The sequence below is a fragment of the Sinorhizobium mexicanum genome (genome assembly GCF_013488225.1).
GTDB classification, from domain to species: Bacteria; Pseudomonadota; Alphaproteobacteria; order Rhizobiales; family Rhizobiaceae; genus Sinorhizobium; species Sinorhizobium mexicanum.
The window spans coordinates 2,233,663-2,248,705 of the sequence record NZ_CP041238.1; the positions used below are offsets into that span (position 1 = coordinate 2,233,663).

Sequence of the window (15,043 nt, forward strand, 5' to 3'; positions counted from 1 at the left end):
AGCCATGCAAAGCGCTGCAGCGACATTTGTGCGTCTGAAAAGACGCGCCGCGCTGTAGAATAAAAAACCGGGCCAGCTTTATCGGCCGGCCCGGTCCTGTCAAATTCAGATGATGCGCTGATCGTTCAGAAATTTTGAACTAGGCGTTTCTCATCCCCAATCAGCCGTTGACGACCATCTTCTTCTCGTCGCGGCCGCCCTTCATGCGTTCGGCAAGCAGGAAGGCGAGTTCGAGTGCCTGGTCCGCATTCAGGCGCGGATCGCAGTGCGTGTGGTAACGGTCGGCGAGATCGTCGCCGGAAAGCGCGCGCGCACCGCCGGTGCATTCGGTGACGTCGTTGCCCGTCATCTCGATGTGGATGCCGCCCGGGTGCGTGCCTTCCGCACGGTGAATCTGGAAGAAGCTTTCGACTTCCGACAGGATCCGTTCGAAGGGCCGGGTCTTGTAGTTGTTGAGCGTGATTGTGTTGCCGTGCATGGGATCGCACGACCACACGACCTTCTTGCCCTCGCGTTCGACCGCGCGGATGAGGCGCGGCAGATGCTCGGCGACCTTGTCGTGACCGAAACGGCAAATCAGCGTCAGGCGGCCAGCTTCGTTTGCCGGGTTGAGGAGGTCGATCAGTTCCAGAAGGCCGTCCGCCGTCAGCGACGGGCCGCACTTCAGGCCAAGCGGGTTCTTGATGCCACGGCAATATTCGACATGCGCATGGTCGGGCTGACGCGTGCGGTCGCCGATCCAGATCATGTGGCCAGAGGTCGCATACCAGTCACCTGACGTCGAGTCGACGCGGGTGAGCGCCTGCTCGTAGCCGAGCAGCAGCGCCTCGTGGCTGGTAAAGAAATCGGTCTCGCGCAGGCTCGGGTGGTTTTCCGAAGTGATGCCGATCGCCTTCATGAAATCCATGGTCTCGGAGATCCGGTCGGCGAGCTTGCGGTAGCGCTCGGCCTGCGGGCTGTCCTTGACGAAGCCCAGCATCCACTGATGCACGTTCTCGAGGTTGGCATAGCCGCCCATCGCGAAGGCACGCAGCAGGTTCAGCGTTGCAGCGGACTGGCGGTAGGCCATGACCTGCCGCTCCGGATTGGGCACGCGGGCCTCTTCCGTGAACTCGATCCCGTTGATGATGTCGCCGCGGTAGCTCGGCAGCGTCACGTCACCCTGCTTTTCCACGCCCGAAGAGCGCGGCTTGGCGAACTGGCCGGCGATGCGGCCGACTTTCACGACCGGCTGCTGGGCCCCAAAGGTCAGGACGACGGCCATCTGCAGGAAGGCGCGGAAGAAGTCGCGGATGGTGTCTGCGCCGTGCTCGGCGAAGCTTTCCGCGCAGTCGCCGCCCTGCAGCAGGAAACCGCGGCCCTCGGCGACATTGGCAAGAGCAGTCTTCAGACGCCGTGCCTCGCCGGCGAAGACGAGCGGCGGATACTTCGCAAGGCGTGTTTCCACTGCCTCAAGCGCTGCGAGATCCGGATAATCCGGCACCTGCTGAATGGGTTTTTGCCGCCAGCTGTTCGGAGTCCAAGTCTGTGCCATTTCCATCACCTGTTGTCTGACGCGGGAGCCCCGCGCACGTCGCGCCCGCGGTCATCTAACCGCCTGGTATTCGGATTTCCATGATCCAAGCCGCCTTGCCCGCCCCCGAGCCGATGACTTCACGGATGCGGGCTTATAAACGTTAACATGGGCCTTGGAAAGCCATTCTACCAGAAAACGTCGGTGGTCGCGTACCGCCTGCAAGCAGGCTCAAGCGACCCTTTCGCCGTTTCTGATCCGGTAGGACGGCTGATACATGGTCACCAATTCTTCTGACGCGGTCGGATGCACGGCCATGGTGCGATCGAAGTCGTCCTTGGTGCATCCCGCCTTCAGCGAAATACCGAGCAGTTGCGCCATTTCGCCGGCATCGTGGCCGAGGATATGGGCACCCACCACCTTGCGGTCGGCGGCATTGACCACAAGCTTCATGATCATCCTTTCCTTCCGTCCCGAAAGGGTCGCCTTCATCGGGCGGAACTCGGCGCGGTAGACCTCGAGCTCATCGAATTTGCGTGCTGCATCTTCTTCCGTCATGCCGACCGTGCCGATCTCCGGCTGCGAGAAGACTGCCGTCGCGATCAGGTCGTGATCCGGCGACGTCGGGTTGTTCTTGTATTCCGTCTCGATGAAGCACATGGCCTCGTGAATCGCCACCGGCGTGAGCTGTACGCGATCAGTCACGTCGCCGAGCGCGTAAATGCCCGGTGCGCTCGTGCGCGAGAAGGCGTCAACGATAATCGCGCCGCGCTCGTTGACCTTGACGCCTGCGCTCTCGAGGCCGAGACCCTTGGTATTCGGCACGCGCCCCAGGGCGAGCATGACCTGGTCGACAACAAGCTCGCCGTGCTTCATCGTCTGAGCGACGCGTCCGCCTTGTGGATCGGTCGATACCGACTGGATGATGTCCTCGCAAAGGATGCGGATACCCTTTTCTTCCATTGCCGCATGCAGGCCGCGTCTGAGGTCCTGGTCGAAGCGCGAGAGAATTTCCTTGCCACGATAAATCACCGTCGTCTCGACGCCCAAGCCGTGGAAAATGTTGGCGAATTCGATCGCAATATAGCCGCCGCCCGCAATGAGGATCGATTTCGGCAGTTCGGCGAGGTCGAAGGCCTCGTTGGAACTGATGCAGAGCTCGTGACCCGGAAGCGCTTCGTGCGGGCTCGGATGCCCGCCGACCGCAACCACGATGCGCTCGGCTGTGACGGTCTTGCCGCTTGCCAGCAGTCGCACCGTGTTGGGCCCGGCGAGCTCGGCGCGGGTGTCGAGGATTTCTGCGTCGGCATTGGCAAGCCCCTTGCGGTAGAGGCCCTCAAGACGGGAGATCTCCTGTTCCTTCGCCGCGACCAGCTTCGCCCAGTCGAAGCGGCTTTCGCCAACCGTCCAGCCGAAACCCGCCGCGTCCTCGAAATGCTCAGAATACTGCGAGGCATAGACGTAGAGCTTCTTCGGCACGCAGCCGCGGATGACACAGGTGCCGCCATAACGAAACTCCTCCGCAATCGCCACCTTCTTGCCGAGCGCCGCCGCCAGACGCCCGCTTCTGACGCCACCCGAACCACCGCCGATCACGAAGAGGTCATAGTCGAAAGCGGTCATGGCGAACTCCTGGAGTGAAAATCGTATCGGTCGAAAATGTCGGATTGGAGGATGGTAGGCAGGGACCCGCCTCACCCTTCGCCACTGATATAGTATTGCGACGCAAAAAAAGAAAAGCCCGGATCGCTCCGGGCTTCGTAACCGTCTCCGCCTTGCGGCGATTTACTGCTGCGCCGGAGCGGCGGTGCCAGCGTCGGCTGCGGGCGCGCCGCCGATCTTCGCATCAAGCGACTTCGTGGCGTCATTCGTCAGGTCGCGCGAAACGCCGGCCGCCCAGATATCGGCCGCCTTCAGCAACTCGCGGGAAGCGATCGGACCATTGTCCAGCAGCTTCTTGCCGGCGGGCGAACTGTAGAACTCGGTGATCGCGTTCAGTTCCTCGACCGAGAAGGTCTTGGCATAGATAGTTGCAGCCTCGCGCTCGAGATCCGCACGCCGTGCCGCAAGAGCCAGCGCCTTCTCGTCGACCGTGGCTGTGATCAGCTCCTGGTGGTTCGGCGAGGACTGGATCAGCGTATTCTTCAATCGCTCGGCGAGGCGCGGCAGAATGTTGTCAAAAGTGTTGGTCACGCCAAGCGCACCGATGGTCGCGCGGGCGGCCTTGATCTGATCTTCCGTGACGTCCTGGGCGCGCACTGCCGGAACCGTAACCGAAACGAGAACGGCAGCAGCCGCGAAAGTGCGGGCAAGCCCTGTGAGTTTCTTCATTGTTATCCATGCTCCTGTGTTGGCACGTGTCGCCCGGCCGATCGCCGCCGCCAGGCAGACATGTGCGGAAATCTATTTTCTGCGCCGTCCGCACGCTTCTTCGAAGCGGGGAACCGGCTCAGGACGCCGTCAGGGTACGGGCTCCCTCCGGACCGGCGATGATCGCCAATGACGCAATCCCGATGAATAGCCCGTGCTCAACCACCCCGGGGATAGCATTCAGCTCTGCCGCGAGCGCATCTGCATCAGGAATACGGCCAAAAGATGCATCGAGTATGAGGTGTCCCCCGTCGGTCTTGAAGGGGCCGTCGCCCGACGCGCGAACGACGATATCACCCGTCATTCCCATCCGGGTCGCCACCTTTTCGATCGCCAGGCGCGTCGCAACCTGGCCGAACGGGTTTACTTCGATCGGCAGCTTGAAGGCGCCGAGCACGTCGACAACCTTGGTTTCGTCAGCAATGACAATCATCCGCTTGGAGGCGCTGGCGACAATTTTCTCACGCAGCAGTGCGCCGCCACCGCCTTTGATCAGCCTTAGTTTCGGATCGACCTCATCGGCGCCGTCGATCGTCAGATCCAGTTCCGGCAGTTCGTCGAGCGACTTCAAAGGCACGCCGAGCTCCAGGCAAAGCCGGGCCGTGCGCTCGGACGTCGGGACCCCGACGATCTGAAAACCCGACGCAACCTTTTCGGCGAGCAGCCGGACGAATTCTTCGGCGGTCGAACCAGTGCCGATTCCAAGCCGCATGCCGTCTTCGACATATTCAAGTGCCGCGGCTGCGGCCTTGATCTTCATTTGGCGGGCGTCCATGCGCCACTTGCTCCCTCGTGATCGCTCAGATGGCCAAGCCAAGCAGGCCAGCCACTGTCCAATTTCCGCTGAGACACTTACACGCCCGTCGCTGCAAACAAAAGCCAAAATAAGAGTGCTTTGCCGGATTCCCGTGAGCAGCCTGCGCTGATGCGCGCCATTGCATTCCTCGCCCACTTCGCCTACCCGAACAGCCAGTGCATGTCGCGCAAGAGTGCGCAGCGGTTTTGTGCGACGACATGCATGGAAACATAGCCACAAGCGTTGCATGAAGGCGCATCAACGCGACGTGCTCCAAGATTTCCGCCGACGCGAGGTTCCTAGTGTCTCCTCCCATTGTCGTCTTCGATCTCGACGGTACGCTTGTCGACACCGCTCCGGATCTCGTCGCCAGCCTCAATCACGCAGTCACCCAGGCCGGTGTCGAGCCCGTTACCTATGCGGACCTCACCCATCTCGTCGGTCACGGCGCGCGGGCGATGATCGAGCGCACCTTCGCGCTGCGCGGTAAGGCACTCAGCGAAGAGGATCTTACCTGGCAGATGAGGGAGTTTGTGGATTTCTACCACGGCTCGATGCCAGGGGATTCGCTGCCCTATCCGGGCCTCGTCGCGGCACTCGATCGCCTGCAGGATGCCGGCCTGAAGCTCGCTGTCTGCACCAACAAACCGGAAGCTCTCGCAACACGGCTTCTCGAAGGGCTTGGGCTGCTCGGCCGGTTCGCAGCCATCTCAGGGGGCGACACCTTCTCGGTCCGCAAGCCGCATGCGGAACATCTGCTTTCGACAGTCGCCAATGCCGGCGGCATCGCCGGGCGCGCCGTGATGGTCGGCGACAGCCTCAACGATATCCTTGTCGCACGAAACGCTTCGGTGCCTTCGATTGCCGTGCCGTTCGGCTATTCCGACGTGCCGATCGAGAGCCTTTCTCCCGATCGCATCATCCAGCATTTCGATGAACTGACACCCAATCTGGTCGAAACGCTTCTTTCGCGAAAGCACAAATGAGAAAGGGCCGCACTACAGCGCCGTGCGTCTCTTCGAGACGCGCAAAGGTCGCTGTAGTGCTTTGAATTGCCGCATATTTTTGTCCTCAAATCGGCTCCGATTTGAGGACACATGCAGTAGCGGGCCTTTCCTTATCCTTCGGCGCGGCGAGCGTTGCGCGTCGCTTCCAGTGCGCGGTTCACATACGTGTCGCGGTCATAGACATCGTTGAAATATTCAACGCTGCCGGTCTTGTTCGGCCATGCGGTAAAATAGGAAACGTAGACCGGTACCTTCTGCGGCACCTGCAACGCCTTGTTGCGGCCGCTCGTTATTTCCTTGCCGACGTCGTCAATGCTCGTGCCGAGAACCGCGGCAGCCATGCGGCGCGGATCGGCGAGGCGCACGCATCCGTGGCTGAGCGCGCGCTGATCGCGCTTGAAGAAGCTCTTCGACGGCGTGTCGTGCATGTAGATAGCGTGGGCGTTCGGGAAGAGAATCTTCAGTTCGCCGAGCGCGTTGTCGCTGCTGGGCGGCTGGCGCACCGCAACCGAGGAGGTCGATCCGTACCAGTTGACGGCCGACGATGACACGACGCGGCCACCGACTTCGACCTGATACCCCATGCGGTCGAGATAGCCGGGATCGCTTCTGAGCTTCGGCAGCATCTCGTTGACGATGATCGACTGCGGCACGCCCCAGTAGGGATTGACCTCGACCGTCTGGATCTCGTCTTGGAAGAAATACGTCTGGTTCGTCTTCGAGCCGACGACCACGCGCATGGAGAACTGCTCCACGCCCTGATCCGTGTAGGAGGCCGTGAAAGCGGGCTGGTTGATGAAGACGTAGCGGTTGCCCAATCCATCCGGGAGCCAGCGCGCCTGTTCCATCGCGATTTCAAGCTTGTTGATCTTGTCGGCGGTGGTGTCGCCACCCGTCAGCACACGGATCGAGGCCTGGCCGACGACACCATCGGCCTTCAGGCCATGTTCCTTCTGAAAGGCCTCGACGACGGAAACCAACTCGGGCGTGTAATCCGGCGTTCCCTGGTAGCTCGCGAGCACGACGGCGTGTTCGGTTTTCAGCGATTCGGACGCCTTGAGCTTGATACCGGCGATGACGTTGGCGAGTTCCGGATTGCTCTCGCCGGGCTTCAGCAGCGTACCTGGAGCGATTTCCACACGGGGGGTCGCATCCGTTTGCGCGCGCAGGCGCTCCAGTTCCAACTTCAGAGCCTGGAATTGTTCACTCTTGGGGTTCTGGCTTTCAATCAGTGCCGCAACATCGTCGCTTCCCACCATCTTGTCGAGGAATGCGAAGAGGTCGACACTCTTGCGCTTGAAATCGTGATAGCCCGAGATCTTGTTCGGGTCGATGCGGCCGCGGACCGTGTCCTGTACATAGGTCAGCGTCGCGACCGACATCGCCAGTTCGAACTGCACCAGCTCCTTTTCGCGGGCAATCATGTCGCCTCGATCGAAGGTGTCGGACGGTACCTGAACCGCATAGTCCTGTGGATCGAGCCCGACCTTTGCGGCCTGTGCGAGCACCGCAAGCGCCGATTTAGCGCGCGCGCTGACGCCGCTGCCATTGATCCACACGAAGTCCGTCCGGGAGCCATAATAGTTCTCAACCGCCTTCGCGACGCCCTCCGTGGCGCGGACGTTGATTTGGGGGAGAAACTGCCGTGCGTCCGAAAGCGGCGGGCGCAGCATTGGGGGCAAGGCCCCGTTTTGAACCGAACCGGTCACGATGGGATCGAGCAAGTGGTCCGTGGCGATCCGGCGCAACGGTTCGGCTTTGTAGGTATAGTACCGCGGACCAGTGACGCGCGGCGGCTTCGCCGCGGTTCTCGGATCTATCTGTTGCGGCATGATCATACCTACGCCCGGCAGCGGCCGGGCAGGTTGGGCGTATTCCGGCGATGTCCGCTTCTTGCCGCCGCGGATGAAGTCCATGAGGGTAAGCGCCGATGCCGGCCGTACATCCATGGTTGCAATCGCACACCCACCGATGAGCGCTACAATCGCTGCCGATCTGATAATTTTCATAAGAACAAAGATCCCCGTATTGCGTTGTCGCCGAATTCGGCCGCTGCCAGATTCTCGCCACGCCCTCGTGCTCCACGACTTATAGAAAAGGATGGTGAATGAAAAGGAAACGGCCCGCCTCCCTCGCCTGAAACCTGTCTCAAAAGATCTCGTTCGAAGGCTGCTGAAGCGCCATAAAAAATTGATTCCTATTCATTTTGCGCGCGTAGCGCCTGCATCGTTGTTTCCCCGGTTACAGTTTGGCCTGCATGAGGAAAACGCGCAATGTGACGGAAAGGTCACAACTCCCGCGATTTCGAGGGTGCCGGATCGGCCGGTGCTGGCGCAAAAGCAGATCGATTGCGGCGCTGCAGCAATTCAAACGATTGTAGACGCGGCCATAGCTTTGCGGGCCTTTACAAGCTTGAGTGACCGGGGCAGAGAGGTGCCCGGCACCGGGGCGTAACGACCGGCTGGGACACGTTTCTCGCCTCGGCTTCATGAACCGCAGACGAAGGCAGGTATCACGATGACATCGACCCGCACGGAAACAGATACGTTCGGCCCCATCGAGGTGGCGAGCGACCGCTATTGGGGCGCCCAGGCGCAGCGCTCGCTTGGGAACTTCAAAATCGGCTGGGAAAAGCAGCCTGTCGCGATCGTTCGGGCCCTCGGCATCGTCAAGCAGGCAGCTGCGCGCGCCAACATGGCGCTCGGCCGCCTCGACCCGGCGATTGGCGATTCGATCGTCAAGGCAGCGCAGGAGGTCATCGACGGCAAGCTCAATGAGCATTTCCCGCTCGTCGTCTGGCAGACCGGTTCCGGCACGCAGTCGAACATGAATGCGAACGAGGTCGTTTCCAACCGGGCGATCGAACTGCTCGGCGGCGTCATGGGTTCGAAGAAGCCCGTTCATCCGAACGACCACGTGAATATGAGCCAGTCGTCGAACGACACCTATCCGACGGCCATGCACATTGCCTGCGCCGAGCGCGTCATCCACGACCTGCTGCCCGCGCTGAAGCACCTGCACAAGGCGCTCGAAGAAAAGGTGAAGGCTTTCGATCACATCATCAAGATCGGCCGCACCCACACGCAGGATGCGACGCCGCTGACGCTCGGTCAGGAGTTCTCCGGCTATGCTGCGCAGGTTGCTTCCTCGATCAAGCGCATCGAGATGACGCTGCCCGGCCTCTGCGAACTCGCCCAGGGCGGCACCGCCGTCGGCACTGGCCTTAACGCCCCGATCGGTTTTGCCGAAAAGGTGGCTGAGGAGATCGCCGGCATTACCGGCATCGCTTTCACCTCGGCGCCGAACAAGTTCGAGGCTCTCGCGGCTCACGACTCGATGGTCTTCAGCCATGGCGCAATCAACGCCACGGCCGCCGCGCTTTTCAAGATTGCCAACGACATCCGCTTCCTCGGCTCCGGCCCGCGCTCCGGCCTCGGCGAACTGTCGCTGCCGGAAAACGAGCCCGGCTCGTCGATCATGCCGGGCAAGGTCAACCCGACCCAGTGCGAAGCGCTGACTCAGGTCTGCGTCCAGGTGTTCGGCAACCACGCGGCCCTCACCTTCGCCGGCAGCCAGGGTCATTTCGAGCTCAACGTCTACAATCCGCTGATGGCCTACAATTTCCTTCAGTCGGTACAGCTTCTCGCCGACGCGGCCGTCTCCTTTACCGACAATTGCGTCGTCGGCATCGAGGCGCGCGAGGACAATATCAAGGCGGCACTCGACCGCTCGCTGATGCTTGTCACCGCGCTGGCGCCGAAGATCGGCTACGACAATGCCGCGAAGATCGCCAAGACCGCGCACAAGAACGGCACGACGCTGCGCGAAGAAGCCGTCGGCGGCGGTTATGTGACGAACGAGGAGTTCGACGCGATCGTCCGCCCGGAAACGATGATCGGCCCTGCCTGATCAATCTCGATTGCCGCGGCGCGATCACCGCTGCCGCGGCACACTCGGCCGCTTTAAAGATAAGAGCCTGCAGCAACTCAAGCTGCAGCGGCGTCCTTTGCCAGTCCGATAAGGCGCGCGGTTCTGTAGGCGCATCAGCCCGAAATTGGTCGAATTGTATCGATGCGCTCAAGCAATTGTTAAGACTTCACAAATCATTTGTCCCTAAAAATTACCAGACTTTAGAATTGAATAAATAAAGGAGGTTTGCATATGCAAACGGCAACCTCGAATAAGGCGCCGGCGCCGGATATCGCCGCGCAGATCACCCACGCCATGCGGATGATGGGGGTGGCGCCAATACCGCGCAATTACGAGCTCTATTATGAGGCCTACCTCGGCTCCAACACGCAATTGTCCAAGGATCTCGCGGCACTTGGCAGCCGGGCGACACAGGAAGAGCTTGACGCGATCGGCGCACAGTATTTCAGCCACATTCACCATCCGCACGGCATCGAGCGCGCGCACAACACCCTTGCTGCCAAGCTGACTGAGCTCGTCAACCTCTTGAAGGACGAGCAATATGCGCTCGAGAACTACAACAAGGTTCTCGATGAAGCCTATAGCAACATGACCAGCAAGAGCGCTGCGAGCGCCGACATTCTGCGCCACGCAATCGGCATCCTGACCGAAGCAACGGTCGACACCATGAACCAGGGGAAGGAGCGCGTTCAGACCGTCGTCCAGAAGTCCTTCGAAATGGAAGTCATCCGGCAGGAGCTCGACGAATATAAGCGCATCGCCAATACCGATTCACTGACGCGTCTAGCTAACCGGCGGGCCTTCGATGATGCCCTGGCCGCCGTCTACAACAGCGAACATCGGCGTAATTTCACTGGTCTGCTTGTCGCCGATATCGATCATTTCAAGAAGGTCAACGACACGTTCGGTCATCCGGTCGGCGACAAGATCCTCGCCACGGTCGGCAGTGTCATCCGCGCCAACTTGCGCCGGGACGCATTCGTCGCGCGCACTGGCGGCGAGGAATTCGCCGTCATTCTCCATGACATCACGCAGGAAGAGTGCCTGCAGGCGGCTGACCGGATCCGTACCGTGCTTGCCGGCACCCCCTTCAAAAACTCCAAGACGGGTGTCAACTACGGCCCGATCACGCTGTCCGTCGGCGTCTGCATGGCGACCGAGGCGGACGATCCGGTCGATCTCTACAACAAGGCCGACGTCGCCCTCTATTCCGCCAAGAATGCTGGCCGCAACCGCACGGTGCTATTCGAAGAGGGAATGCGCAAGGATTCCGGTCGCAACTGGCTGATCTATCGCCGGTAGATATCGCTCCCAGCGTCGCTTGTCGTCAAAAGCAATCGGCGGCGCCTACCACATGGTCTTGGCGGCGCGCCCGGGCCATTCCCGGTCGTAACTCTCGTTGTCGAAATCCGCCTTTGCGGCTTTAAGCAGCGTACCGGGGGTCGGCAGCGACGCCGGATCGACGAAGCGATCCGCGTTCCAAAGTTGCGAACGGATCAGCGCCCGCGCGCATTGGAAATAGACCTCTCCGATCGTGATCACGATTACGCTGCGCGGATGGTTGCCGTCGACCTCGAAGGAATTCGTCAATGCCGGATCGACGCTGACGACCGCCGTGCCGTTGATGCGCATCGCCGTATTCGAGCCGGGGACGAGGAACATCACCGCCACCCTCGGATCGCGGACAATGTTGGCAAGCGAATCGACGCGGTTATTGCCACGCCAGTCCGGCATCAGCACGGTCTTGTCGTCCGCGACCCGGACGACACAATGATCGTCGCCACGCGGAGAGCAATCGAGCCCCTCGGGCCCGACGGTCGCAAGCGCAGCAAAAGGCGAGGCCTCGATCATCTGCCGATATTCCGCCGTCAGCGCGCTCGTCACTTTGACGATCGAGGCCTCGCTTGTCTCGCCATAGAGTGCCCTCAGTTCCTCGATCGTGCTGATGACTGTCATTCCATCCTCCGTGCAGCCTGCTCTTGCATGCGCTTTCAACGGATAGCATGACGTCCTGATGACAGCATCAGGCGATTCTTCTCAAATGAGCAGCCTTCTTGCCTTCGCCAAGGAAGGCCTTGATCCTGTCAATGACCGGTTCGGCGGAAACGATACGGCGATGGCCGAAACCGTTCGCCCAATACAACTCGACGTTCGGCCCGGCCGCGCCGTAGCGGCGGGCGTGGGCTGCGGACACCTCTTTGTCGTCCTCTGCGTGGATGACGAGTACTGGTTTCCTCAGCATGCCGAGAATGCGGGCTGCGTCAAAGCCATCGATCCTGCGGCCGGAAAGGCGTTCGACCATGCCTTCGAAGGCGGACTGGGCGACCGGCGCAAGAGCCATCATCTTGCCGAAACCCTTGAAGAGCCAGGTCATTTCGCTCGGAGCGCCGATCAGTACCAGTTTGCCGGGCACGCGCGCCGGTACGTCGCAGACAACGGCGCCTGCCGCACAGGCGAGGCTCGCACCGCCGAAGGAATGGCCGATCGCGACGTCGAATCCATCGAAATGGCGCCAGGCCGCATCGATCGCCCTCACCGCCTGCGGCATCGTCAGCGATCGTCCCGGCGAAGCGCCGTGCCCCGGCCAGTCGATGGCCACCACCTCCGCACCGGCAGCAAGGAGGCCATCGATCAAAGTCGCGAGATAGGCGCTGCGCGATCCCCAGCCGTGGGCGAGCAGGATACGCGGGCCTGCGGCACCCGGGCTCCGGGCGAAATGATGCGCGACAAACCAGCCACCGGCGAAAGACAGCGTCATCTTTCGCGAGCGCTCCATGGTTGACGCCGCCGCTTTCAGCAAGGCTGCTTCCTTGGCGCTTTTCGGCTTGCGGCTCGGCGTGCAACAGAAGATTCTGAAAGCGAGCCTGCCGGCCGCCTCGGCGGAGACGGCAGACACGGCCTTCAGCGCCGGACGGATGACCTTGATCCCGAAGGATGCCATAGTAAAACTCTCTTGAAATGTTCAATCATGAACATCATTGTACAGCGATGAACAAAAAGCAAGTGACAACAGAACAACACCATTTCCCCTGGGATCATCCGCGGTTCCGAAGCTGGATCGCCGTCGCCCGCGCCTGCCAACTGATGCAGCAGACATTGACCCGGGAACTCGCCCATCTCGACATCAAGCCGCCGCATCTCGATATCCTGATCAATCTCTACCGCTTCGACGGCATCACGCAGCAGGAGCTCGCCCGCAAGTTGCTCGTCGGACGCTCCAACATGAGCATGCTGTTGCCGCAGCTCGAGAAGCGTGGCCTGATAGAACGGCGGGGAGACGAGCGTGACAAACGCGTGCTGCGGCTCTCACTGACGCCGGCCGGCTGTACGCTCACCGAGGAGGCAATGGAGATCCAGACGGCGCTTATCGAGAAGTCTCTGACAGGTTCGCCGATCGAGGACTGCATGACGGTCGCGCAGTCGATGGAGCGGATCATCGCCATCTTGCTGAAGGAAGGCAGCGATTGAGAGCGCCGCTAGCGTGGCCTGAGCGTCATATCGGCGCGCAGAGATGCTGTAGCACTTCGGATCAAGGCGTGTTTTTTGCTGTGGTCAGCGCGGCTTTTCCGACTTGTCGCGCGACATGCCCTTTTCGGCCAGTTCCTGCTCATAGACAGCGAAGAGTTCCGCGCCCCTCTCTCCCAATTCTCGCAGATAGCTCCAGGTGAAGATCCCCGTGTCATGGAAATCATCGAAGCCGATGCGCACGGCGTAGTTACCGGTCGGCTGCATCGAAATGATCTGAACATTGCGCTTGCCGGGTACAGTCACCCGTTGACCCGGCCCGTGTCCCTGCACCTCGGCCGAAGGCGAAAGCACGCGCAACAGCTCCGCTGACAGGTCGTAGGAGGCGCCGTCGTCGAAAGTGACAGTAAGGCGGTGACGGTCTTTCGATACGCGCAACTCGGTCGGCCAGAATTCACTCATGATACTCACTCCGCATTCATTCGCTGAGCACTACAGCGCCGCGCGTCTTATCAGGCGCGCGAAGGACGCTGTAGCACTTTGAAGTTGCATGTTTTCACCTTAAATCGGCTGCGATTTAAGGAAACATGCAGTAGCCTAGATCATGCCCGGGGCCTATTAAATTCGTTCGCCCGCCAGAGCGGATCCTCGCCTCCGAAAAGGAATGGTAGGCTGAAAAAGCGGAAACATTTTCAGATCTTTCGAGCCTATTCAGGGGAAATGCGCGTCTCCCTTCGGATTCTACCTGGAACAACGCCCATCGACCGCTGCCTCACCGAAATTTGCGACAGTATGCGCCTTGACGCGAGGGTTTTTGCCCACGACATTGAAAGCGTTGGGAGAAAAGCCTTGAACAATGCCGCGATAGACAGAACCGGCGCAGAGCCGCTCGACAGGTCCACGACGCCGATGATCGATCCTTTCGGTCGGACGATCACCTATCTGCGCGTGTCGGTCACCGACCGCTGCGACTTCCGCTGCACCTACTGCATGGCGGAACACATGACCTTCCTGCCGAAGAAGGATCTGCTGACGCTCGAGGAATTGCAACGGCTTTGTTCCGCCTTCATCGCCAAGGGCGTGCGCAAGCTCCGGCTCACCGGCGGCGAACCGCTGGTGCGCAAGAACATCATGTTCCTCGTCCGCGAACTCGGCAAGGAGATCCAGGCCGGCCGCCTCGACGAGCTGACGCTGACGACCAACGGTTCGCAACTCGCGAAACATGCGGCGGAACTTGCCGATTGCGGCGTGCGCCGCATCAACGTTTCACTTGACACCCGCGATCATGACAAGTTCCGCCACATCACCCGCTGGGGCGAACTTTCGAAGGTGCTCGAAGGCATCGATGCTGCTCAGGCCGCCGGTCTCAAGGTGAAGATCAACACGGTCGCGCTCAAGGGCTTCAATGACGCCGAGATTCCCGAGCTGATGCGCTGGGCGCACGGGCGCGGCATGGAACTGACGCTGATCGAGACGATGCCGATGGGCGAAGTGGACGAGGACCGGACCGACCACTACCTGCCGCTTTCCGAAATGCGCGAACGTCTGGAAAGCCAGTTCACGCTCAAGGATATTCCCTACCGCACCGGCGGCCCTGCCCGCTACGTCGAGGTGGCGGAGACCGGCGGACGGCTCGGACTGATCACGCCGATGACCCACAATTTCTGCGAAAGCTGCAACCGCGTGCGGCTGACTTGCACCGGCACGCTCTATATGTGCCTCGGGCAAAACGATGCGGCTGATCTGCGCGCGGCGCTGCGCTCGACGGACGACGATGCCTACCTCTCTCGCGTCATCGACGAGGCGATTTCCCGCAAGCCGAAGGGCCACGACTTCATCATCGATCGTGAGCACAATCGCCCGGCCGTCGCGCGCCACATGAGCGTAACCGGCGGCTGACGATTCGCGACATCGAGAAAAGCAAAAGGCCCCGCAGTCGCCACCGACCGCGGGGCCTCTTCT

13 protein-coding genes and 1 pseudogene are annotated in these 15,043 nt (G+C 60.9%); 6 read left to right on the forward strand and 8 right to left on the reverse strand.

The features are described 5' to 3' along the window. Positions 1–160 precede the first annotated feature (160 nt). From FKV68_RS10505 to rpiA, 4 genes are all read right to left on the reverse strand, one after another. Complete coding sequence (locus FKV68_RS10505) at positions 161–1,534, reverse strand: class II 3-deoxy-7-phosphoheptulonate synthase (protein WP_180937793.1); 1,374 nt, start codon at positions 1,532–1,534, stop codon at positions 161–163. Positions 1,535–1,744: 210 nt separating this feature from the next. Beyond that, positions 1,745–3,136: a glutathione-disulfide reductase gene (gene gor / locus FKV68_RS10510; RefSeq protein WP_180937794.1), complete on the reverse strand. Its 1,392-nt coding sequence runs from the start codon at positions 3,134–3,136 to the stop codon at positions 1,745–1,747. Positions 3,137–3,298: 162 nt separating this feature from the next. After that, the gene (locus tag FKV68_RS10515; protein WP_180937795.1) at positions 3,299–3,844 is read right to left on the reverse strand and encodes a DUF2059 domain-containing protein; all 546 of its coding nucleotides are present in this window, start codon (positions 3,842–3,844) and stop codon (positions 3,299–3,301) included. 118 nt (positions 3,845–3,962) lie between these two features. Further along, positions 3,963–4,658: a ribose-5-phosphate isomerase RpiA gene (gene rpiA / locus FKV68_RS10520; protein WP_180937796.1), complete on the reverse strand. Its 696-nt coding sequence runs from the start codon at positions 4,656–4,658 to the stop codon at positions 3,963–3,965. A gap of 323 nt (positions 4,659–4,981) precedes the next feature. Between rpiA and FKV68_RS10525 the strand changes: the two genes are divergently transcribed. After that, positions 4,982–5,665 (forward strand): HAD family hydrolase, encoded by a 684-nt coding sequence (locus FKV68_RS10525; protein WP_180937797.1) that lies wholly within the window; start codon positions 4,982–4,984, stop codon positions 5,663–5,665. 131 nt (positions 5,666–5,796) lie between these two features. On the opposite strand, the gene FKV68_RS10530 is transcribed toward FKV68_RS10525, so the two are convergent. Next, entirely contained in the window at positions 5,797–7,695 is a 1,899-nt protein-coding gene (locus FKV68_RS10530; RefSeq protein ID WP_180937798.1) for a L,D-transpeptidase family protein, read from the reverse strand. A 94-nt stretch (positions 7,696–7,789) separates the two neighbouring features. On the opposite strand from FKV68_RS10530, the gene FKV68_RS10535 reads away from it, so the two are divergent. From FKV68_RS10535 to FKV68_RS10545, 3 genes and pseudogenes are all read left to right on the forward strand, one after another. Beyond that, entirely contained in the window at positions 7,790–8,140 is a 351-nt protein-coding gene (locus tag FKV68_RS10535; RefSeq protein ID WP_180937799.1) for a hypothetical protein, read from the forward strand. Then, positions 8,103–9,595: pseudogene (gene fumC / locus FKV68_RS10540) on the forward strand (class II fumarate hydratase). Before FKV68_RS10535 ends, fumC begins: the two are co-directional and overlap by 38 nt. A 252-nt stretch (positions 9,596–9,847) precedes the next feature. Further along, positions 9,848–10,918 (forward strand): GGDEF domain-containing protein, encoded by a 1,071-nt coding sequence (locus tag FKV68_RS10545; RefSeq protein ID WP_180937801.1) that lies wholly within the window; start codon positions 9,848–9,850, stop codon positions 10,916–10,918. 45 nt (positions 10,919–10,963) lie between these two features. On the opposite strand, the gene FKV68_RS10550 is transcribed toward FKV68_RS10545, so the two are convergent. Then, entirely contained in the window at positions 10,964–11,572 is a 609-nt protein-coding gene (locus tag FKV68_RS10550) for a pyridoxamine 5'-phosphate oxidase family protein (protein WP_180937802.1), read from the reverse strand. 67 nt (positions 11,573–11,639) lie between these two features. Further along, a complete protein-coding gene (locus FKV68_RS10555) occupies positions 11,640–12,557 on the reverse strand; it encodes an alpha/beta fold hydrolase (protein WP_180937803.1) in 918 nt (305 codons plus the stop codon). A 47-nt stretch (positions 12,558–12,604) separates the two neighbouring features. Between FKV68_RS10555 and FKV68_RS10560 the strand changes: the two genes are divergently transcribed. Further along, positions 12,605–13,084, forward strand: coding sequence for a MarR family winged helix-turn-helix transcriptional regulator (locus FKV68_RS10560; protein ID WP_180937804.1), 480 nt, complete (start codon positions 12,605–12,607; stop codon positions 13,082–13,084). Positions 13,085–13,168: 84 nt separating this feature from the next. Here the strand turns inward: FKV68_RS10560 and FKV68_RS10565 are convergent, their stop codons facing one another. Continuing rightward, the gene (locus FKV68_RS10565) at positions 13,169–13,543 is read right to left on the reverse strand and encodes a gamma-butyrobetaine hydroxylase family protein (protein ID WP_180937805.1); all 375 of its coding nucleotides are present in this window, start codon (positions 13,541–13,543) and stop codon (positions 13,169–13,171) included. Between the two features lie 387 nt (positions 13,544–13,930). Between FKV68_RS10565 and moaA the strand changes: the two genes are divergently transcribed. Further along, complete coding sequence (moaA, locus tag FKV68_RS10570; RefSeq protein ID WP_180937806.1) at positions 13,931–14,980, forward strand: GTP 3',8-cyclase MoaA; 1,050 nt, start codon at positions 13,931–13,933, stop codon at positions 14,978–14,980. Positions 14,981–15,043: the final 63 nt, after the last annotated feature.